At 69.4% G+C, this 16,425-nt stretch carries 16 protein-coding genes; 14 read left to right on the top strand and 2 right to left on the bottom strand.

From position 1 onward, the window contains the following. Nucleotides 1-5 precede the first annotated feature (5 nt). Together HDA39_RS27265 and HDA39_RS27260 are read right to left on the bottom strand one after the other, a co-directional pair. Nucleotides 6-1,436, bottom strand: a complete 1,431-nt coding sequence (locus HDA39_RS27265) for a family 43 glycosylhydrolase (RefSeq protein ID WP_184799851.1) — start codon at nucleotides 1,434-1,436, stop codon at nucleotides 6-8. A 61-nt stretch (nucleotides 1,437-1,497) separates the two neighbouring features. Next, a complete protein-coding gene (locus tag HDA39_RS27260; protein ID WP_184799849.1) occupies nucleotides 1,498-2,346 on the bottom strand; it encodes a hypothetical protein in 849 nt (282 codons plus the stop codon). A 240-nt stretch (nucleotides 2,347-2,586) separates the two neighbouring features. Between HDA39_RS27260 and HDA39_RS27255 the strand changes: the two genes are divergently transcribed. The 14 genes from HDA39_RS27255 to HDA39_RS27190 all read left to right on the top strand — a co-directional run bounded on the left by HDA39_RS27255 (nucleotide 2,587) and on the right by HDA39_RS27190 (nucleotide 16,376). Further along, nucleotides 2,587-2,853 (top strand): hypothetical protein, encoded by a 267-nt coding sequence (locus tag HDA39_RS27255; RefSeq protein ID WP_184799847.1) that lies wholly within the window; start codon nucleotides 2,587-2,589, stop codon nucleotides 2,851-2,853. Nucleotides 2,854-2,916: 63 nt separating this feature from the next. Beyond that, a complete protein-coding gene (locus HDA39_RS43840; protein WP_184799846.1) occupies nucleotides 2,917-4,356 on the top strand; it encodes an FGGY family carbohydrate kinase in 1,440 nt (479 codons plus the stop codon). Beyond that, nucleotides 4,353-4,970 carry a histidine phosphatase family protein gene (locus tag HDA39_RS27245; RefSeq protein WP_184799844.1) on the top strand — a complete coding sequence of 206 codons (618 nt, stop codon included), beginning with the start codon at nucleotides 4,353-4,355 and terminating at the stop codon, nucleotides 4,968-4,970. The genes HDA39_RS43840 and HDA39_RS27245 overlap by 4 nt, the downstream gene beginning before the upstream one ends. Beyond that, nucleotides 4,967-5,761, top strand: a complete 795-nt coding sequence (locus HDA39_RS27240; protein WP_184799842.1) for a DeoR/GlpR family DNA-binding transcription regulator — start codon at nucleotides 4,967-4,969, stop codon at nucleotides 5,759-5,761. Before HDA39_RS27245 ends, HDA39_RS27240 begins: the two co-directional genes overlap by 4 nt. 10 nt (nucleotides 5,762-5,771) lie before the next feature. After that, a complete protein-coding gene (locus HDA39_RS27235; protein WP_184799840.1) occupies nucleotides 5,772-7,253 on the top strand; it encodes an FGGY-family carbohydrate kinase in 1,482 nt (493 codons plus the stop codon). Then, nucleotides 7,250-8,236, top strand: a complete 987-nt coding sequence (locus HDA39_RS27230) for a 2-hydroxyacid dehydrogenase (protein WP_184799838.1) — start codon at nucleotides 7,250-7,252, stop codon at nucleotides 8,234-8,236. Before HDA39_RS27235 ends, HDA39_RS27230 begins: the two co-directional genes overlap by 4 nt. Further along, complete coding sequence (locus HDA39_RS27225; protein ID WP_184799836.1) at nucleotides 8,233-8,748, top strand: MgtC/SapB family protein; 516 nt, start codon at nucleotides 8,233-8,235, stop codon at nucleotides 8,746-8,748. Before HDA39_RS27230 ends, HDA39_RS27225 begins: the two co-directional genes overlap by 4 nt. A 39-nt stretch (nucleotides 8,749-8,787) precedes the next feature. Continuing rightward, entirely contained in the window at nucleotides 8,788-9,588 is an 801-nt protein-coding gene (locus HDA39_RS27220) for an inositol monophosphatase family protein (RefSeq protein WP_184799834.1), read from the top strand. Further along, nucleotides 9,585-10,535: a carbohydrate ABC transporter permease gene (locus HDA39_RS27215; protein WP_238356161.1), complete on the top strand. Its 951-nt coding sequence runs from the start codon at nucleotides 9,585-9,587 to the stop codon at nucleotides 10,533-10,535. The genes HDA39_RS27220 and HDA39_RS27215 overlap by 4 nt, the downstream gene beginning before the upstream one ends. Beyond that, entirely contained in the window at nucleotides 10,532-11,347 is an 816-nt protein-coding gene (locus HDA39_RS27210; protein WP_184799832.1) for a carbohydrate ABC transporter permease, read from the top strand. Before HDA39_RS27215 ends, HDA39_RS27210 begins: the two co-directional genes overlap by 4 nt. Further along, nucleotides 11,344-12,666, top strand: a complete 1,323-nt coding sequence (locus HDA39_RS27205) for an ABC transporter substrate-binding protein (RefSeq protein ID WP_184799830.1) — start codon at nucleotides 11,344-11,346, stop codon at nucleotides 12,664-12,666. The genes HDA39_RS27210 and HDA39_RS27205 overlap by 4 nt, the downstream gene beginning before the upstream one ends. A gap of 43 nt (nucleotides 12,667-12,709) precedes the next feature. Continuing rightward, nucleotides 12,710-13,393: a glycerophosphodiester phosphodiesterase family protein gene (locus HDA39_RS27200; RefSeq protein WP_184799829.1), complete on the top strand. Its 684-nt coding sequence runs from the start codon at nucleotides 12,710-12,712 to the stop codon at nucleotides 13,391-13,393. A gap of 73 nt (nucleotides 13,394-13,466) precedes the next feature. Then, a complete protein-coding gene (locus tag HDA39_RS27195; RefSeq protein WP_184799827.1) occupies nucleotides 13,467-14,657 on the top strand; it encodes a Gfo/Idh/MocA family protein in 1,191 nt (396 codons plus the stop codon). A 111-nt stretch (nucleotides 14,658-14,768) separates the two neighbouring features. Beyond that, entirely contained in the window at nucleotides 14,769-16,376 is a 1,608-nt protein-coding gene (locus tag HDA39_RS27190) for a phosphodiester glycosidase family protein (RefSeq protein ID WP_184799825.1), read from the top strand. The last annotated feature ends 49 nt before the right edge of the window (nucleotides 16,377-16,425 follow it).

The following is a 16,425-nucleotide window of genomic DNA, read 5'->3' as shown; positions in this document are numbered from 1 at the left end:
CAGCGCTAGTACACCTCGATCCGGTCGACGCTGACCTGGGTGCTGGTCGAGGCCGGGTTCTTCTCGCCGGTGACGCGGATCTTCAGGGTGTGCGGGCCGGGGGACAGCGTCGGGCTGATGTAGGTGACCTGTTCGCCGACGCGCAGGGAGCTGTAGTAGTCGACGCGCTGCTCGGGTCCGCCGTCGATCGAGATGGCGGCGATGCCGTTGCCGACGTCGACGACGCTGAGCAGCGCGACCTTCGTCCCGGTGAAGCGGATCGTCGCGGACGCGTTGGCGATGCCGGTCCAGTGGTCGTTGCCCCAGAAGCACTGGTTGCCGCAGCCGGAGCCGGAGTTCCAGGCTCCGGCGTACTCGACCTGGTTCTGGCCGGTGCCGACGTCGGTGTCGTTGATCACCGAGGTGGTCGCGCCGGGGTCGCCGGACGGCAGTTGCTGGGTGGCGCCGGCGGCGAGCGGGCTGCCGAGGTTCGGTGAGCCGTCGGCCTTCCAGGTGATCTTCTGCACCCGCGCGGTGCGGAACGAGTACGTGTAGGCGCTGGTGTTCTTGCCGTGGTAGGCGATCCAGTCCTCGGTGCCGTCGGGCGAGGTGAAGAACGAGTGGTGGCCGGGACCCCAGACGCCGTTCGCGTCGTTGCGGGAGAAGATCGGGCCCGGGTGCTGGACCCAGTTCGCCGCGACCATCGGGTCGGCGCCGTTCGCGATGCTCTTCATCCACAGCTGGTAGTCGGGTTTGCCGGTGTCGCAGGACGAGTACGTGAGCCACGTCCGGCCGTTGCGGTACAGCGGTGTCGGGCCCTCGCGGACCTCGGAGCAGCCGCCGTCGGCGGGGATCGCGACCCGGTTGCCGGTCGCCGTCCACGGGTTGCTCATCCGCACGATGTAGAGCTGCGCCGGTCCACCCTGGCCGCGGCCCGGGCCGGTCCAGACGAAGTACTGCTGCCCGTTGTGCGTGATCGGCTCGCCGTCGATCGCGTACTCGCCGAAGTCCGCGATCTTCGCCTTGAACGTGTACGGGCCGAGCGGGTCGTCGCCGGCCGACTCCAGCACGTACATCCTGTGGTTCGCGTCGACACCGTCCGAGGCGGTGTAGTAGACGTACCAGCGGTTCCCGACGTGCCGGAAGGCCGGTGCCCACATCTGCGTGTTCCGGCTCGGGTCGCTGTCGCGGTAGACGACCTTCTCCGGCGCGGCCAGCAGCGTGGCCAGGCTGGACGACGACCAGATGCCGATCCGGTCGCCGGTGGTGGTGGCGATGTGGTACTTGCCGTTGTAGTGGATCAGCGACGGGTCGGCGCCGCGGTTCACCGGGTTACGGAAGGTCTGCGCCATCACGTTCTCCGTACTGGCAGGTGATTCGGGCAGTTCGGCAGCGGCGGCCGGGACGGCGGCCGTGGTCAGCATCAGGGCGGTCAACACAAGGTGGGCGATCCTCATGGGCCATTGTTACAACGTTGGAACTGCGAGCGGAACCCTTCACGCTCAGATCGAAGAGTGATCACCCACCGTAAGCGGCGACGGGTCCCGGGACGACGTGCTTGTTGGCCGCCCAGAAACGGTTGCGCAGGGCAAGCATCGTCTGGGTGAGCAGCTCCGCCCGCGGTCCGACCAGCTCGTCGTCCAGCAACCGGGTGCCACCGGACGTCTCGAACTCGCGGGCGCTGGTCGCGACCAGGTTGAGCAGCTCGGTGTTGCTGCGCAGGGTCAGCCGCTGCAGTGCGATCCGGTGTGCGGCGCCACCGCGCAGGCCGAGCAGCAGCCGCTCGGCGAGCAGGATCTCGGCCCATGCCTCGGACAGCTGCTGCGACAGCCCGCCCGCGCCGAGCCAGGGCTGGACCGCCGGATCGAGTCGTTGCCGGTAGCCCGCGAGCCAGGGGGAGCAGTCGGCCACGATCGCGGCGGTCGTGAAGTACGCCGGGGTCGAGCCGTCGCCGACCATCGCCCGCAGCATCGCGACCTTGTCGCGGACGCCGGCGAACCGCGGCGTCCCGGCGAACAGGTCCAGGTCGTACTCGACCAGGATCCCGAGGCTGCGCAGGATCTGGACGGCGAGGACGAGCTCGCGGACCCGGGCCGGGTCGCCGGCGGCGCCGCCGAGGTCGACCTGGGCAAGGAACAGGCCGCTGTCGCGAAGCTGCTGGAAGTTCGCCCACGAGACGTCGGTCGCCGTACAGGTCGTGCTCCAGAGGACCTGGCCGAGCAGGCCGTCGGCGGTGAGCCGGGCGACGGCATCGGCGCCGAACGGGCGGCCGGGACGCGGCCGGGCGCAGCTCAGCTTCAGCAGGGTCGCACCGCTGGTCCGGCCGGTGAACCGGTGCGGCAGTACGACGCTCTGATCAGTATCCATGGTCCCCCCACGACGCCGATCGACTGAGATCAAGGTCCGTCGGGCGGGCGGGGATGTCAACCCTCGGTGATCCGCACTGCGGACGGTGACGAGTAGTGGCTGTCGGCAACGGCACGCAGAGTGGCGATTCGTCACTACCTGTTGGGCTGTCCGAATGGGGCCCAGGGCCATAAACTTTACGAAGATTTAGGCGTGACGTTCGGACGACAAGTTCGTTGAGGAGTCAGACACTTCTCGCCGATGAGTCTCCTGGGGAATCCGGAAGGGCCGCCCGTGCATCGATTCAACTCACCACCCGACTGGCCTGAGCCACCGAGTGACAGCTGGCGACCACCCGTCGGCTGGGAGCCGGACCCCGAGTGGCCGGACGCTCCGGCGGGCTGGGGATTCTGGACCAACCGGCACGGCCGGCCGGCGAGCGGCCCGATCGGGGCCTTCGGTGCGATCGACGCAGGTCGCCTCGAGGTGGCGAGCGCTCATCCGTCGTTGCTCCTGATGCACAGCTAGCAGCAGCTCTTATCGCTTCTTGGTGTTATGTTACCAACGTAACTAACACCGGGAGGCGGAACTGTGGCGTGGATCGGCGTTGACCTCGGCACGCAGAGCGTGCGAGCCGTGCTGGTCGAGGCTACGGGAGAGGTCCTCGCGCGGGCGGCCCGTCCGCTGACCAGCCGCCGCGGCGAGGTCTGGCACGAGCAGGACCCGCAGGAGTGGATCACCGCCGTCGAGCAGGTCCTCGCCGAGGTCGCCTCGTTCGGTGAGGTCGAAGGTCTCGCGATCTGCTCCACCTCCGGCACGGTCCTGCTGACGGACCTGGACGGCCGACCGGTGTCACCGGCTCTCATGTACGACGACGCGCGCGCCGCGAACTTCCTGCCGAGGATCGTCGCCGCCGACCCCGACCGCTGGGGTTCGGCGATGCAGCCGACCTGGGCGCTGCCGAAGATCCTCTGGCTCGACCCTGCTGAGGACCAACTCGTCGCCCACAGCGCGGACGTGGTGGCGGCCGACCTCGCAGGTCACCCGGTCGCCACGGACACCAGCCACGCCCTGAAAACCGGCTACGACCTGGTTGATGTTGGGGAGCGGGGCAGCGACGCCCCCGGAGCCGACGGCGCTGCCGCGCCCGGCGGTTGGCCGGCGAGTGCGTTCGAGCGGCTCGGACTGCCCGGCCACCTACTTCCACAAGTAGTCCTCCCCGGAACACTCATCGGCACCGTCTCGGTCGCAAAAGCCCAGGTCACCGGGGTCCCCGCCGGTACGCCGATCGTCGCCGGCATGACCGACGGCTGCGCCGCGCAGATCGCGGCCGGCGCACTCACCCCCGGCGCCTGGAACTCCGTGCTCGGTACGACGCTCGTCCTGAAGGGCGTCACCAAGGACCTCATCACCGACCCCACCGGCGCCGTCTACAGCCACCGCCATCCCGACGGCGACGGCTGGCTCCCCGGCGGCGCGTCCAACACCGGCGCCGGCGCGCTCACCACGATGCTGCCCGGCGCGGACCTCGACGCACTCGACCGCGCGGCGACTCAGCTCGCCGGACCGGTCGGCGCCACGATCTACCCGCTCACCAAGCCCGGCGAGCGCTTCCCGTTCGTCGCGCCCGAGGCGGCCGGGTTCGAGCTGGGCGACGTACCGGACGACCTGCACCGCTACGTCGGTGTCCTGCAGGGCGTCGCGTTCATTGAGCGGCTCGCCTTCGAGCACCTGACCAAGCTCGGTGCCGAGGCGCCGCGATCCGTCGCGCTGACCGGCGGCGCGGTGCGCAGCGAGCACTGGAACCAGCTCCGCGCCGACGTCCTCGGCGTACCGGTCGAGCTGCCGGAGGCCGCCGATCCGGCGTACGGGATGGCTGTGCTCGCGGCATCCGGCGGTACGTCGGTGGCGGAGACCGCACGGCGGATGGTCCGGATCGGCCGCGTGATCGAGCCGCGGCCGAGTGACCGACTCACCGACCTGTACGGCGGATTCGTGGCCGAGCTGGACCGACGGGGGTATCTGCGATGAGGACGACCGTCGTCCTGGCCCGGCACGGGCGGACCGAGTGGCACCACGGCAACCGGTACACCGGCTCCACCGACCTGCCGATCGACTCGGTCGGACTGCAGCAGGCGGAGTTCCTCAAGGTGTGGGCCGAGGACTTCCAGCCGGACGCGCTCTGGTCGTCGCCGATGCTCCGTGCCCGGCAGACCATCGCGCCGACGGCCGAGGCGCTCGGGCTCGTACCGACCACCGACGCGCGGCTGCGCGAGGTCGACTTCGGGTCGGCCGAGGGCAAGATGCTGAGCGAGCTTCCACCGGCGGTCGCCGGTGCCTTCACGGTGGACCCGGTCGCGAATCCCTTCCCTGGTGGGGAAAACGTCGCCGACGCCGCCGAGCGGGTGCGGCGGGGCTTCGACGAGCTCGTCCAGCGGCACGCGGGCGGGAAGGTCCTCGTCGTCGCCCACAACACGCTGATCCGGCTGCTGGTCTGCCGGGTGCTCGGCCTGCCGGTCAGGGACTACCGCAGACTGCTACCGGCACTCGGTCCCGCGGCGCTGGTGCGTTTGCGGCAGCAGGACGGCACAGTGGGTCTCGAGGCTTTCAACGTCCCCGCAGTACGAACGGAGATCCCCGCATGACCGATGTGGACGACAGCACCGAACTGAGCCGGCCGGCTCGCCGTCAGGCCGAGATCGCGGCGTACGTCGTGCAGCACGGCTCGGTGTCCGCGAACGACCTGGTCGAGGCGTTCGGGGTGAGCGTGATGACCGTGCACCGCGACCTCGACGAGCTGGAGCGGCAGGGCGTCGTCCGCAAGTACCGCGGCGGGGTGAGCGCCCAGCCGACGAGCGTGTTCGAGAGCAACGTCGCGTACCGGCTCACGACGGCCTCGGCCGAGAAGACGGCGATCGCCCGGCACGCCCGGACGATGATCGAGCCCGGCATGTCGGTGATGCTCGACGACTCGACCAGCGCGCTGGCGCTGGTCGAGCTGCTGGAGGACATCACTCCGTTGACCGTGGCAACGAACTTCCTGCCGGCGATCACGCGGCTCACCCAACTGCGGGACGTCACGTTGCTGGCGCTCGGCGGGATCTACTCCGCGACCCACGACTCGTTCGGCGGGCTGCCGTGCGCGGAGGCGGTCGGCGCACTGCACACCGACCTGCTGTTCTGCAGCGTGTCCGCGGTGTCGCCGACGCACGCCTACCACCAGGAGCAGGAGATCGTCCTGGTCAAGCAGGCGATGCTCCGCGCCGCGCGGACGAAGGTCCTGCTGGTCGACCACGGCAAGCTCCAGCGCACCGCGCTGCACCGGCTGGCGCCGCTGACCGACTTCGACGTGGTCGTCGTCGACGAGAAGACCCCCGAGGACCTGGTCCACGCGCTGCGCGACCAGGGCGCACAGGTCGACGTAGCCCCTCTGTAGGAGACCGCCCATGGATATCGGTGTCGACGTCGGAACCACTGTCACCAAGGCCGTCGCCTTCGACGACCGCGGCCGACAGGTGGCCGAGGCATCCAGGCCGACCCGCCTGGCCCGCCCCGGCCCCGGCCGCTTCGAGCACGACACCGACGAAATAGTTGCCTCAGTCAACGAGGTGATCCAGGAGCTCGGGGCCTCCCTGGAGGGGCTTGCCTCTCCCTCCTCCATCGGGGGCGAGGCCGGCGAGCCCGTGATCGCGATTACTGGACAAGGTGATGGGTTGTGGTTGGTCGACGACTCCGGTCGTCCTGTGCGCCCTGCGATCTCCTGGCTGGATGCTCGAAGTAGTTCGATCCTCGGGAAGTGGACCGAGAGTGGAGTAGTCGAGCAGGTCTTCCGGCGGTCGGGCAACCGGATGTTCCCCGGAGCTTCCGGCCCCTTGCTGGCAGCTGTGCTGGCCGAAGAACCAGAAGTCCTGGAACGAGCGGCGACAGCGGCGTACTGCAAGGACGTCGTCATGCAACGGCTCACCGGCGTCCGGGCGACCGACGTGTCCGATGCGTCAGCGCCCTTCCTCGACCCCAGGACCGGCGAGTACGACGCCGAGGCGCTGGCAGCCTGCGGGCTGACGGACTGGCAACACCTGCTGGCCCCGGTGAGCGAGCCGGTCGGTGAGCTGCAGGACGACAGTCTCGGCCTCCCGAAGGGCACTCGAGTCTCATCAGGCCCGTACGACCTCCCCGCCGCGGCGATCGGCGCCGGCGTGACCGAGGTCGGCGACGCCTTGCTCACTGTCGGGACCACCCTGGCCTGTCAGGTCGTGACCAGGGATCTGCCGGTGGACGGCGAACCAGCCGGTCTCTTCCTCGGCACCTGGACCCCCGGAGTCTGGCTGCGCGCGATGCCGGCCATGGTCGGTACGGCGGCGCTCGACCAAGTGCTGAAACTCGTCGGCGCGACCACCACCCAGCTCCAGCAACTCCTCACCGGCAGCCGGCCAGGCGCCAACGGCGTCACCGTTCTCCCGTACCTCTCCGAAGCCGGCGAGCGCGCCCCCTTCGTCGCCACCGACGCCCGCGGCACCTTCGACGGCATCTCGCTCTCGACCACCCAGGGCGACCTCCTGCGCGCGACCTGCGAGGGCATCGCATACGCCGCCCGTCACTGCCTCGACGCGGCAGGCTGGACGGGCAAGGTCACGGTCTGTGGCGGTGGCGCCCGCAGCAACGAGTGGACCCAGATCCTCGCCGACGTCCTCGACGCGCCGCTGCACACCACGGAGGCCTCGCAGGTCGCCGCCCGCGGCGGGGTGATCGCGGCCAAGCGGGTCCAGGGCGAGGTCGGCGACGAATGGATCGCCGAGACCCGCCAGATCGATCCCGATCCCACCCGTGCTGCCTTCTACGCCGAGGGCTACGCGCACTACCTGCGCCGGATCGAGGCCGCCCGATCCCGCTGGGCCGACCCGGCCCCCACGTTCTCAGGAGTTCGATGAAAACCCTGCTCGCCGGCGATCACTTCGTCCGCAACGATCTGCTCGCCGAGAAGCTGTCCGCCCTGCCCGGCGTCACCTTCGAGTTCAGCGAACTGACCCTGCCCTGGCCGCTCACGCCGTACGGGCGGGTGGCCGAGGTCGACGAGGCGAGTGACGTCGAGGACGCGCTGATCGAGGCGCTGCCCGGCATCGAGCTGGTGGTCACGCAGATGGGCCCGTTCACCGAGCGCGTGCTCGAGGCCGCGCCCGACCTGCGCTACCTGGTCTGCTGCCGTGGCGGTCCGGTCAACGTGAACGTGCCCGCGGCCAACAAGCGCGGCGTACAGGTCGCCTCGACACCCGGCCGCAATGCGGGCGCGGCCGCCGAGCACGCGATCGCGCTGATGATGGGGGCCCTGCGCAAGCTTCCGCAGCTGCAACGCACCCTCGAGCGAGGCGAGTGGCGCAGCGATCTCTACGCGTACGACGAGTGCGGCGGCGAGCTGGACGGCTCGACGGTCGGCCTGATCGGGTACGGCGCGATCGGCAGCCGGGTCGCCCGGGTGATGCTTGCCTTCGGCGCCCAGGTCCTCGTCGCCGACCCGGTCCTCGACCCCGCCGCGCCGCCGCCGGGCATCGAGGTCGTCGAGCTGGACGAGCTGCTCGAACGGTCGGACGTGGTCAGCCTGCACGCCCGCCTGACCGACACCACCCGCGGCATGATCGGTGCCGACCAGCTCGCGCGGATGCCGCGCGGCGGCGTACTGGTGAACTCTGCCCGCGGCGGCCTGCTCGACTACGACGCGACCGTCGACGCCTTGGAGTCGGGCCAGCTCGGCGCGGCAGCGTTCGACGTCTTCCCGACCGAGCCGCTGCCCGAAGGCTCACGGTTGCTGACGGCCCCGAACATCGTCATGACCCCGCACCTGGCCGGAGCAACCCGGCAGACCGCCCACCGAGCAGCTTCGCTGGCCGCCAAGGCTGTCGCAGACTTCCTGAAATGAAGTTCGTCTCCGGCAGCACCGGCACCGAGCTGCTGCTGCTCCTGATCGCGTTCGGGCTGTCGATGCTGATCGGCCTCGAACGGCAGCTGCAGCAGAAGAGCGCCGGCATGCGCACGCACACGCTGGTCGGGACGGGCGCCGCGCTGTTCACGCTGGTCTCGGGCTTCGGCTTCTCCACCGTGCTCGGGACCGACGTGAACCTCGACCCGTCCCGGATCGCCGCCCAGGTGGTCTCCGGCGTCGGGTTCCTCGGCGCCGGCGTGATCTTCATGCGCCGCGACGTGGTCCGCGGCCTGACCACCGCCGCCACGATCTGGATGACCGCGGCGATCGGAATGGCGTGTGGGGCAGGGATGCCGGTGCTCGCGGCCGCGGCGACCGTGCTGCACCTGATCGCGGTCGGTGCCTTCGGCCACCTGGCCCGCTTCCTGCCGTCGCCGGACCGTCACCGTGCGGTCAGATTGCGCCTCGACAATGATCAATGTGAACTTGGTGAGAAAATCACATCGTAGGGCTGTTTGAAACCATCATTCGGTGATAATTTCACCGGCATGTCCACTCCCGACCCCCGTGACCTGCTCGGTCTGGCCACGCGTTTGGCCCATGCGGCCGGTGCGGAACTGCTGTCCCGGCAGGACGAGGTGTCGCTGGAGAGCGCACAGACCAAGAGTTCCGGTACGGACCCGGTCAGTGCGGCCGACAGGGCGTCCGAGCAACTGATTGTGGACGGCTTGCTGAGCGCTCGTCCAGGGGACGGACTGCTCGGTGAGGAAGGCGCCCGTGAGAAGTCCACGACCGGGCTGACCTGGGTGATCGATCCGCTCGACGGGACGGTCAACTACCTGTACGGGCGGCCGGACTGGTGTGTGAGCATCGCGGTCCAGGACGCGCGCGGCGCGCTCGTCGGCGTTGTGCACCAGCCGACGACGGGGATTACCTGGTCGGCCGTGCGGGGTGCGGGGGCATCGCGCGACGGGAAGTACCTGAAGGTCCACGAGGGTCGCAAGCTGGCCGAGGCGCTGGTCGCCACCGGGTTCTCGTACCTGGCGGAACGCCGCGCGGAGCAGGCCGAATACCTGCGGCACCTGCTGCCCGCCGTACGGGATCTGCGCCGTGGCGGATCGGCCGCGCTCGACCTGTGCTCGGTCGCCGACGGTACGGCGGACGCGTACTACGAGCACGTGATCCAGCCGTGGGACGTGGCGGCCGGTGGACTGATCGCACGGGAGGCCGGCGCGCGCACGATCGGCGGACCGGGAACGTCGTTGCCGGGCGGGTTGCTCGCAGCCCCGCCCGACCTGGCCGAAACCTTGGCCGGGGTGTTGAGCAGGACGAGGAGACGAGTGGCATGACAGTGGTGGACCTGCCGGCGCGGACCCATCCGGACGAGGTGAGAGCACCGGCCGGGACCGACGAACGGCGACGGCGCAGGCGCCGCGAGTACGGGCTGTTCGCGCTCCTGGTGGCGCCGAACCTCCTGGTGATCGCGGTCTTCGCGTACTGGCCGATCCTCTACAACGCGTTCCTCAGCCTGACCGACTGGAACATGATCGCGGCCCGGCCGACCTTCGTCGGCCTGACCAACTACGTGAACACGCTGACCGACCCGGCGTTCCACAAGACGCTCGGCGTCACGGTCGCGTTCACCGGACTGATCGTGGCCGGCAGCCTCGTGATCGGCCTGGCGCTGGCGGTGCTGTTCAACCAGCCGCTGAAGGGGCGCAGCCTGGTCCGGACGATCTCGTTCGCGCCGCACATCCTGTCCGGCGCCGCGGTCGCGACGATCTGGCTGTTCGTCTTCGACCCCGGCTACGGCCTGATGCGCGCGCTGATCGAACCGTTCGGCGCCGAGCCACCGGACTGGATGAACAACTCCGACTGGGCGCTGCCCGGCCTCGTCATCGTCTACCTGTGGAAGAGCGTCGGCTTCACCGCGCTGATCTACCTGGCCGGCCTGCAAGGGCTGCCGAAGGAGCTCGACGAGGCCGCCGCGATCGACGGCGCCGGCACCTGGACGCGATTCTGGGCGATCAAGCTGCCGCTGCTGGCGCCGATCACGTTCTTCCTGCTGATCACCACCGTGATCGGTACCTTCCAGGCCTTCGACGTGATCGCCGTGATGACCGGTGGCGGTCCGGGCGACGCCACCACGACGCTGAGCTGGTCGATCTACAACGAGGGTTTCCAGGCGTTCAACGCCGGCCGGGCCGCGACGCTGTCGATCATCATGTTCGTCATCCTGCTGGTGGTCACCGCGATCCAGGCCCGGGTGATGGAAAGGCGGGTGCACTACCGATGAAGGTCCGTGCAGTGCAGTACGTCGTCCTGCTCGGCGTCGCGGCGATCTTCCTGGGACCCCTGTACTGGTTGATCTCCGCGGCCGTGAAGCAGCCCGCCGAGATCTACCAGTGGCCGCCGGTCTGGTGGCCCGACGACTTCACCTGGGGCAACTTCAAGCTGGCCTGGGAGGCGGCGCCGTTCGACCGGTTCTTCGTCAACTCGACGGTGATCACGGTGATCGGCACGCTGCTGAAGGTCGCCAACGCCGTGCTGACGGCGTACGCGTTCGCCTATCTGCGCTTCCCGTTCAAGAAGGTGCTGTTCCTGCTGATCCTCGGCGCGATGATGGTGCCGGGCCACGTGACACTGCTGCCGAACTACCTGACGGTCGCGTCGCTGGGCTGGATCAACACGTACGCCGGACTGATCATCCCCGGCATCGGGTCGGCCTTCGCGACGTTCCTGATGCGCCAGCACTTCCTCACGCTGCCCGGTGAGGTCACCGACGCGGCGGCGGTCGACGGCGCCGGTCACCTGCGGACACTGTGGCGGGTCGTGCTGCCGATGTCGCGGCCGATGCTGGTCACCGTCGTGGTGATCACCGCGGTCGAGGAGTGGAACAACTTCGTCTGGCCGCTGATCGTCACCAACACCGCCAGCATGCGCACGCTGCCGGTCGGCTTGCTGATCCTCAAGGACGAGGAAGGTCTGGCCAACTGGGGAACCATCATGGCCGGCACGCTGCTCGTGCTCGCGCCGATGCTGCTGATCTTCCTGTTCGCCCAGCGCTACATCGTCGGCGGCATCACCCAAGGAGCGTTGAAGGGATGACCATGCGTCGCAGGGCCTTCCTCGGGCTGGCCGCCACCGCGTCACTGGCCGGGTGCGGCTACCGCTCGGCGGACGCGGAGTACAAGCAACCGGCCGGCGCCGTACCGAAGCAGTACGCCGGGCGGACCAGGGTCGTGTTCTGGTCGTCGTACGGCGGTGCGAACGGCAAGGCGGTCGACACCCTCGTTGCCAAATTCAACGAGTCGCAGGCCGACGTGTACGTCGAGGCGCAGTTCCAGGGCAGCTACGACGACGTCGCACAGAAGGTCGCGGCCGGACTGGTCGCGCGGCAGACGCCGGACCTCGCCGTGCTGTCCGATGTCACCTGGGAACGGTTCTTCCTCAACGACGCGCTGGAACCGCTGAACGGCTATTTCACCGACGGGTTCGGCCCGGCGGTCTTCCACCAGAAGCTGTTCAACGAGTACGTCGTGAAGGGGCAGAGCTGGTGCGTCCCGTTCGCCCGCAGTACGCCGATCCTCTACTACAACCGCGACGTCTTCGCGAAGGCCGGCCTGCCCGACCGGGCGCCGCGGACCTGGAGCGAGCTGCGGTCGTGGGGTGACACGCTCGCGAAGGTCGACGCCAAGGGCCGGCCGATGCGGACGCTGGCGCTGGCCAAGGTGGACGGCGACTGGCAGTTCCAGGGCAACGTGTGGCAGTTCGGTGGCGCGTACTCCAACGGGCTCGACGTCGCGATCGACCAGGACGGCGCGGTCGCGGCCGGCGAGTTCCAGCGGCAGCTGATTCACGAGGACGGGCACGGCTACATGGCCAGCAGTCCGATGACGGACTTCGCCGGCGGGCTGGTCGCGATGTGCCAGGACTCCACCGGTGGCCTGAAAAGCGCGATGAGCAAGGCGAAGTTCAAGGTCGGCGCCGGGTTCATCCCGTCCGAGGTCGCGGCCGGCCTGGCGACCGGTGGTGGCGGGATCGGGATGTTCCGGAACGCGTCGGCCGAGCGCAAGCAGGCGGCCGCTGCTTTTTTGCAGTTCCTCGCGACGCCGGAGAACTCGGCCTGGTGGACCACGCAGAGCGGGTACCTCCCGGTGGTCGACAAGGCCCGCGAGGACCCGGCGCTGAAGAAGCTGGTCGCCGACGAACCGAACTACGGCGTCGCGATCGCGCAGCTGGTGAACGCCCGCCCGCAGGACGCGATCCGGCTCTACGGGCGGAACGCGAACGTCGCGATCTACACCGGCCTGCAGCAGATCTACGCCGACAACGCGGCGCCGAAGAAGGTGTTCGCGTCGGTCGCCCGGCGCCTCGAGGCGATCAGCGAGGAAGTGTCCCGGCTGTACGAGGAGAAGGTGCTGTGAGCAACCAACGGACCGTGAGCTACCGGCGCGGGGGGATCGTGCTGTGATCATCACCGGGCATCGCGGAGTGATGGGTTCCGAGCCCGAGAACACCCTCCGCTCCTTTCGCCGCGCGGTCGAGTACGGGTGCGACGAGATCGAGCTCGACCTGCGGGTGACCGCCGACGACGCGTTGATCGTGCTGCACGACGCGACACTCGACCGGACCACGAACGGGACCGGTCCGGTGGAGGAGCTGACCTTCGACGAGCTGCGGTCGCTCGACGCGGGCCTCGGTGAGATGGTGCCGACCTGGGCCGAGACGATCGAGGTGGTCGGCGTACGGATCCAGGCCGAGGTGAAGGCCGCGCGCGCCGTACCACTGCTGGTCGCGTCGCTGCAGGCCGATCCGGCGCTGGCCGCGCGCACGATGGTGACGTCGTCGAACGCGGAGATCCTGCTCGCCGTCCGGCGAGCGATGCCGTCGGCCTCGATCGGGCTGATCTTCGGGCGGACGCCGGACGTGGCCGACGTCCTCGCGCTGACTCGGGCCGCGGAAGCTGGCTGGGCGCTGTGTGGGATCGCCGGGCTGACCGTGGAGGGTGTCGCCGAGCTGCACCGGGAGGGGCTCCAGGTGACGGCCTGGCCGGTGCCGGACGCCTCGGTGTTCGCCCGGGCAGTCGAGCTGGGGGTTGACGGGATCACGACCGACCACCCCGATCGGCTGATGGCCGCCGCCCGGCGCTGAGTGGCCTGGATCACACATTTCAACGTGCGGATATGTTCTTTCGTGGAACAAAAATGTGTGATTGCCTTGCGGTATGAGCATCAGCATCGGTGTGGTCGGAGCCGGCCAGTTCGCCCCCTCGTTCCTGCGGTTGTGGACCGCGCACCCCGACGTCACGGAGGTCCGGCTGACCGACGTGGTGCCGGAGCGGACGGTCGCGATGGCCGAGCAGCAGGGGGTGAAGGTCACCTACTCGTCGTTCGAGGACATGCTCGCCTCGGACGTCGACGCGGTGGCGATCTTCACCCAGCGGTGGCTGCACGGCGAGATGGCGATCAAGGCGCTCGAGGCCGGCAAGCACGTCTACTCGACGGTCCCGATGGCGATCGAGGCCGACCAGATCGCCCGCATCATCGAGCTGGTGCGCGAGACCGGTCTGACCTACATGATGGGCGAGACCAGCTACTACTACCCGTCGTCGGTGTACTGCCGGGACCGGCTGGCCAAGGGTGACTTCGGCCGGGTCTTCTACTCCGAGGGCGACTACGTGCACGACATGGACCTCGGGTTCTACGCGGCGTACCAGTACTCCGGGGGCGAGGACTGGAAGAAGACCGCCTCGTTCCCGCCCATGCTCTACCCGACGCATGCCGTCGGCAACGTTCTCTCGGTGACCGGCCAGCACGCCACGCACGTGTCCTGCGTGGGCGTGAAGGACGACCGCGGCGACGGCGTGTTCGACAAGTCGGTCAGCCAGTTCGACAACGACTTCTCCAACGCCACGGCGCTGTTCACGCTCGCCGACGGCGGCGTGATGCGGACCAACGAGATGCGCCGCGTCGGGTACCCGTCGCACATCCGCGAGTCGCGGCTGCGCGTCTTCGGCACGGAGGGCAGCTTCGAGCAGCTCGCCACCACCACGGTCTGGCAGACCAAGGAGGGTGTCGAGGACATCAGCCAGTTGATGGAGACGAAGCCGAGCGGCAACGCCGAGGAGCTCGACCACGTGGACCCAGCCCTGCGCGACGCGTTCCTGTCCGGCCTGTCACCGGTCCACGACCGGACCCGGCTGCCCGCCGAGTTCGCCGGGCTGCACAACGGCCACGAGGGATCGCACCACTTCCTCGCCGACGACTTCGTCCGCGCGATCGTCGACAAGACCGTCCCGCCGGTGAACGCCTGGGTCGCGGCCCGCTTCACGCTCCCCGGCATCTACGCCCACCAGTCGGCGCTGCAGGGCGGCGTACAGCTGGAGATCCCGGACCACGGCGACGCACCCGCCTGATCACTCCTCGGAAGGCCTCGACCACTTGGTCGAGGCCTTCTGCTGTCTCCAGCAGTCAGTTCCTCACCGGGAACGCTTGCGGGTGGTTGGCGGTTGACATACGAATTACGTATGACCCTTCGCCGTACCGCCCTGTCCGGCTCTGCCCTCCTCGCGTTGTCTCTGGCCGTTGGCGGCCTGGGAGCTGTCGCGAGTCCACTACGGCCTGATCGGCTGCCGCTGGGACCTGCTGACCTGTCCGAGTCGCGGGTGATCAGCACCCTGCAGCCTGGTGTCACGCTGACGAAGATCACCCGCGGGCAGGTCGGGCCCGGCTCGACGTGGACCGTCGAGGTGGCCATCCCGTCGAGTTCGCCGGATCCCGACGCACCGGCGACCGCGTTGTCGGACAAGGCTGGGGCGGATGCTGCCGCGGCGAAGCTCAAGGCTGCGGGGCTCGAGGCGCGGGTCGAGGACGTGCCGACGCCGCGGTTGGCTGATGCCGGCGGTGGGAGCCTCGGGTGGCGGGTGCGGCTCGGGGCGTTCGCGACGAAGGCCGAGGCGGACGTCGTACGGACGAAGGTGATTGCTGCTGGGCTGAGTGGGTCGAGCATCTACACCGGCTGGGACGGTGAGCCCGACGACGTCAGTGGGTCGACCGGGCCGTGGCAGGTTCAGGTGCTGACGATCGATCCGAAGAAGTTCCGCGGCAGGCTCGATGCGTCGTACGGGCTGGATCTGGAGGCGCGCGAGACGACCAGCACGCTGGCGACCCTGACCGGCGCGACGGCCGCGGTGAACGCCGGGTTCTTCGTGCTCGACCCCAAGGCCGGTGCGCCGGGTGATCCTGCCGGAGTTGCCGTGTACGACGGACGCCTGGTGAGCGAGCCGACGGCAGGCAGACCCGCGCTGGTGATCGGCGCCCGGGGGACGTCGGTCGAGCGCTTCCGCTGGCGCGGTGAGGTCCGTGGGCACGGTCGACCGCTGCCGCTCGACGGTCTCAACCGGGTCCCTGGGCTGATCCGCAACTGTGGTGGTACGACCGACGACCTTCCGACCGCCAAGCCGCTGCACGACGTCACCTGTACGGATGCCGACGAGCTGATCGCGTACGACGCGGCGTACGGCGTGGCGACGCCGAGCGGACCGGGCGCCGAGGCGATCGTCGACCGGCGCGGAGTCGTGACGGCGATCCGTCCGACGACGCGTGGCGGCGCGATCCCGGAGGGCGGGCGGACGGTGCAGGCGACCGGTCAGCAGGTCGCGGGACTGCTCGCGGCGGCGAAGGTCGGCAAGCGCCTGGAGATCAAGGCCTCGCTGATCGATGCCCGAGGCCACACTGTGCGGCTGGACCGGCGGACGACGATCGTGAACGGCGGCCCCGAACTCGTCCGCGACGGCCGGATCAACGCCACCCCGAAGGCGGACGGGATGGCGCCGGCGGACAACCCGAACTTCTACTACGGCTGGGCCCACAAGCGGAACCCGCGCACGATCGCCGGCGTCGACGGCCAGGGCCGGACCGTCCTGATCACCGCCGATGGCCGCGGCGTCGGCAGCCTGGGACTGGGCATCGGCGAGGCGGCCGCGGTCGCGAAGTCGTTCGGCCTGCGGGAGGCGATCAACTTGGACGGTGGGGGATCCACCACCATGGTTGCCAACGGCAAGGTGCTGAACACGCCGTCGGACGCCACCGGCGAGCGCCCGGTCGGTGATGCCCTGGTGATCACGCCGCGGTAGAACTGAAGGAGTGGGAGGAGGGGAGCGGGCCGCCCCCGAGCCCACTCGG

The sequence above is a fragment of the Kribbella italica genome, assembly GCF_014205135.1.
Taxonomy (GTDB): Bacteria; Actinomycetota; Actinomycetes; order Propionibacteriales; family Kribbellaceae; genus Kribbella; species Kribbella italica.
The sequence above is the reverse complement of the archived record's forward strand: the minus strand, read 5'-3'. Positions and strand labels throughout refer to the sequence as shown.

What these genes read in the sequence shown, in the direction of transcription:
- HDA39_RS27265 (WP_184799851.1), bottom strand. Translation starts at nt 1,436, where the DNA reads ATGAGGATCGCCCACCTTGTGTTGACCGCCCTGATGCTGACCACGGCC.
- HDA39_RS27260 (WP_184799849.1), bottom strand. Translation starts at nt 2,346, where the DNA reads ATGGATACTGATCAGAGCGTCGTACTGCCGCACCGGTTCACCGGCCGG.
- HDA39_RS27255 (WP_184799847.1), top strand. Translation starts at nt 2,587, where the DNA reads ATGAGTCTCCTGGGGAATCCGGAAGGGCCGCCCGTGCATCGATTCAAC.
- HDA39_RS27245 (WP_184799844.1), top strand. Translation starts at nt 4,353, where the DNA reads ATGAGGACGACCGTCGTCCTGGCCCGGCACGGGCGGACCGAGTGGCAC.
- HDA39_RS27240 (WP_184799842.1), top strand. Translation starts at nt 4,967, where the DNA reads ATGACCGATGTGGACGACAGCACCGAACTGAGCCGGCCGGCTCGCCGT.
- HDA39_RS27235 (WP_184799840.1), top strand. Translation starts at nt 5,772, where the DNA reads ATGGATATCGGTGTCGACGTCGGAACCACTGTCACCAAGGCCGTCGCC.
- HDA39_RS27230 (WP_184799838.1), top strand. Translation starts at nt 7,250, where the DNA reads ATGAAAACCCTGCTCGCCGGCGATCACTTCGTCCGCAACGATCTGCTC.
- HDA39_RS27225 (WP_184799836.1), top strand. Translation starts at nt 8,233, where the DNA reads ATGAAGTTCGTCTCCGGCAGCACCGGCACCGAGCTGCTGCTGCTCCTG.
- HDA39_RS27220 (WP_184799834.1), top strand. Translation starts at nt 8,788, where the DNA reads ATGTCCACTCCCGACCCCCGTGACCTGCTCGGTCTGGCCACGCGTTTG.
- HDA39_RS27215 (WP_238356161.1), top strand. Translation starts at nt 9,585, where the DNA reads ATGACAGTGGTGGACCTGCCGGCGCGGACCCATCCGGACGAGGTGAGA.
- HDA39_RS27210 (WP_184799832.1), top strand. Translation starts at nt 10,532, where the DNA reads ATGAAGGTCCGTGCAGTGCAGTACGTCGTCCTGCTCGGCGTCGCGGCG.
- HDA39_RS27205 (WP_184799830.1), top strand. Translation starts at nt 11,344, where the DNA reads ATGACCATGCGTCGCAGGGCCTTCCTCGGGCTGGCCGCCACCGCGTCA.
- HDA39_RS27195 (WP_184799827.1), top strand. Translation starts at nt 13,467, where the DNA reads ATGAGCATCAGCATCGGTGTGGTCGGAGCCGGCCAGTTCGCCCCCTCG.
- HDA39_RS27190 (WP_184799825.1), top strand. Translation starts at nt 14,769, where the DNA reads ATGACCCTTCGCCGTACCGCCCTGTCCGGCTCTGCCCTCCTCGCGTTG.